This is a genomic window from bacterium (assembly GCA_024224155.1).
Classification (GTDB): Bacteria; Acidobacteriota; Thermoanaerobaculia; order Multivoradales; family JAHEKO01; genus CALZIK01.
Genome location: JAAENP010000294.1, coordinates 1 through 3213 on the forward strand (window position 1 = coordinate 1; position 3213 = coordinate 3213).

At 61.9% G+C, this 3213-nt stretch carries 3 protein-coding genes and 1 tRNA gene; all 4 read left to right on the plus strand.

Going from position 1 to position 3213, the window contains the following annotated elements; all coding sequences use genetic code 11:
- The coding region (locus tag GY769_15255) for a CapA family protein (GenBank protein MCP4203280.1) at window positions 1-903 on the plus strand (903 nt) is incomplete at its 5' end.
- 185 nt (window positions 904-1088) lie between these two features.
- Window positions 1089-1164, plus strand: a tRNA-Thr gene (locus GY769_15260).
- A gap of 230 nt (window positions 1165-1394) precedes the next feature.
- A complete protein-coding gene (locus GY769_15265) occupies window positions 1395-2312 on the plus strand; it encodes a pirin (protein MCP4203281.1) in 918 nt (305 codons plus the stop codon).
- Window positions 2313-2703: 391 nt separating this feature from the next.
- A partial coding sequence (locus GY769_15270) for a hypothetical protein (GenBank protein MCP4203282.1) occupies window positions 2704-3213 on the plus strand: 510 nt, incomplete at its 3' end.

The window sequence follows — 3213 nt, forward strand, 5'->3', positions numbered from 1 at the left end:
GAAGTCGAGCGCTGTCGACCCGACCTGCGCATCATCAACCTGGAAACCAGCGTCACCACCAGCTCGGACTGGCAACTCAAGGGCATCAACTACCGCATGCACCCGGACAACGTCGCCTGCCTGACCGCCGCCGGCATCGACTGCTGCGTGCTGGCCAACAACCACGTTCTGGACTGGGGTCGAGCCGGGCTCCTCCAAACCCTCGCCACCCTCCGCGGTGCGGGCCTCGCCACGGCCGGCGCCGGAGAGAACGTAGCCGAGGCGATGGCGCCGGCGCGACTCGAGATCGCGAGCGGGCAGCGGGTGCTCCTGTGGGCCTGGGGAGCCGCGACCAGCGGTATCCCGCGGAGCTGGAAAGCAAGTGAATCGAAGCCGGGAGTTGCCCTTCTGCCCGACCTTTCGATCGAAACCGCCCGCAGCATTGGAGCCGCGATCCGCGAAGTCCGGCGGCCCGGGGATCTGGTGGTCGTTTCGATCCATTGGGGAGGCAACTGGGGATACGCAGTTCCAGCGGCGCACAGGCAGTTCGCCCGGGCACTCATCGACGAGGGCGACGTCGACCTCATCCACGGGCACTCCTCCCATCACCCCAAGGGCATCGAGATCTACCGGGAGCGCCCGATCCTCTATGGCTGCGGCGATTTCATCAACGACTACGAGGGCATCAGCGGCTACGAGGAACTTCGCAGCGAGCTCGTCCTCGGCTACCTCGCGACACTCGACCCCGCCTCCCACCGCCTCGCAGCACTCGAGCTGCTCCCCTTCCGCATGCGGCGGTTCCGGCTCGAGCGCGCCGCGCCCGAAGAAGTCCACTGGCTCCGTGACACGCTCGACCGAGAGAGCTCAGCGCTCGGAGCAGGGGTCGTCGCCGACCCCGACGGCCGCCTCATGCTTCGGTGGTGATCGGATACCGTCATTGTGGGGTAACCGGGGACCGTCATTGTGGGGTAACCGGGGGCCGTCATTCTGAGCGGAGCGAAGAATCCCTTGCTCCCCTTGCTCCCCTTACTCCCATTGCTACCCGACTCCCCTTCCCCTACAATCCACAGCGCAAAAGAGATCGGCGCCCGCCGGTCCCCTCACCCCAAGCCGACGTAGCTCAGCTGGTAGAGCAGCTGATTCGTAATCAGCAGGTCAGCGGTTCGAGCCCGCTCGTCGGCTCCATACTTAAGATCAATCAGTTCAGCTGCTTACGCAACTCTGTCGAAGAGTTGTACTGAGCGCCGTTTCAGTGCTTTGGGTGCATTTTGGGTGCACAGAAACACTGCTCGGCTCGCTTTCAGCGGCTTTTCTCGACCGTTCTTCTTCTCCTCAACTCGCGTTCATGAGGACGACCGGCGGACCCGGCCGGCTGTTCCCCTTTGCAGCAGCCCGATCGCCACCAGGGCCTTGCCATGACCGGCGCGCCCCTCGAATCAGCCCTCCGGGTTGCGCTTCCTGACGCACCTCGACAACACTCCCATGCCCGGCACAGCCTCATCCAGAATGCGCTTGGACTCGGCGACGACGCATCCTCGGCCGGCGCGATCGGTTTCTATGCGCGAGCTCTCGTTCAAGCGACCCTGCCTCACTGCGACCCAAAGACGAATGAGTTCGTCCGGCGGAACGGCAACTACGCGCTCTCGATCCTCGCTCCCGCGGATGTGGGCCTACCCTACGGCCGTTACCCCCGCTTGGTGATCGCCTACCTCACCACCGAGGCCGTTCGGAAGCGGGAGCGATGCATTCCGCTGGGCCGTCGCTTCTCGCACTTCTGCGGCGAACTCGGCCTGACGCCGACCTCAGGTCCCAGGGGATCGCTCGTTCAGCTCCGCGAGCAGATGCAGCGTCTCTTCTCTTGCAGCTTCCAATGCATCTTTCACTCTGAGAGGAGCGGCCAACACGCCGGTGACGGCTTTCTTTTGGCCGAGAAACGGCTTTTCGGGTGGGAACCGGGGTCTGGTGCTAGGCCGACTGCTCGAGACTCCTACGTCAAGCTCTCCGAGCGCTTCTACCGTGAGGCGACGGGAGCGCCGGTGCCGCTCGACCTGCGCGTACTGAAGGCCCTGCGATCTCCGTTCGAGATCGACATCTACGTTGGGCTCACCTGGCGGTTCTTCAGCCTTCGCCGGCGCTCGGTCATTCCCTGGGAGTCACTGATGCTCCAGTTCGGATCCCGCTACCGAAATCCTCGCCACTTCAAGCAGCGATTCCTTCGTTACCTTCGTCGCGTCATTGACTACTACCCCGAGACGCGCCTGGCCGAGTCACCGCAGGGCCTCGTCCTTCGGCCTTCTCCTACCCATATCCCCGTGCGGTCAAATCTCTCTTAGCATCTCGCTGCCGTTCGTCAATAACGCCTCTGAGTCGTTGCGGAGAAGTGGCACTTTTCCTGATGAAAGTGTGACGCCCCAACCGATGAAACTGTGACGGCCGAACGGCTGCTACCGATGGAAGTGTGATGCCCTACCGATGAAACTGTGACGGCATGAGCCTCTAAACCGTTGAGGAAGCGCTAGTTAAGCGGCCCTCCTGTATGGACCTGTATCTCTTGCGATAGGTCTCCGGTAGTCGCCCTGAGAGGCTGTGGAAAGAGAACAGCTGCCAGGGACTCAGACTCGAACCCACAGACCAATCGAGATGGGAGTTAGACGTTCAGGAGGGCTTGACAAGCGAGAAGAATAGGACATAATAGGACCTATTAGAACCAACCTGGAGAACGTCATGCCATCGACAGAACCTTCCGTCATCGAAATCCAACAACAAAAATCCCTCGTCTCGACGGAGATCTGCCCTCTATGCGATCAGCCAATCCCTCCTGAAAAGCTAGTGCAGATACAACGACGAGAGCGGGAGCACGCTGAGGCGCAAGCCAGGGAGTTACGAGAGAAGTTTGAGGCGGAGAAGGCGGCTGAGCTGGCTTGCCAGGAGGAGAAGTTCCGCGAAGTCACCGCGGCTGCAACCGAACAGGCGCAGCGTGAGTCGACTAAACGAGAAGCCGCTGCTCGAGCTGAAGCTAAGTTTCAAGCCGAGAGCGCGATGACGGCCAAGGTTGCCGAAGCGGACGCCGCCAGGAAGAGCGCTGAGCAGGCCACGAGCGCGACGACGGAACAACTCCAAGAACTTCAAGCCGAGCATGCGAAAGCCGAAGCGGACTTCGCCAAGCGTGAAGAACTCGCGGCGACGAAGGCGAAGACTCAAGCCGAAAGTGCGATGACGGCCAAGATCGCCGAA

What these genes read in the sequence shown, in the direction of transcription:
- GY769_15265 (MCP4203281.1), top strand. Translation starts at nt 1,395, where the DNA reads ATGACCGGCGCGCCCCTCGAATCAGCCCTCCGGGTTGCGCTTCCTGAC.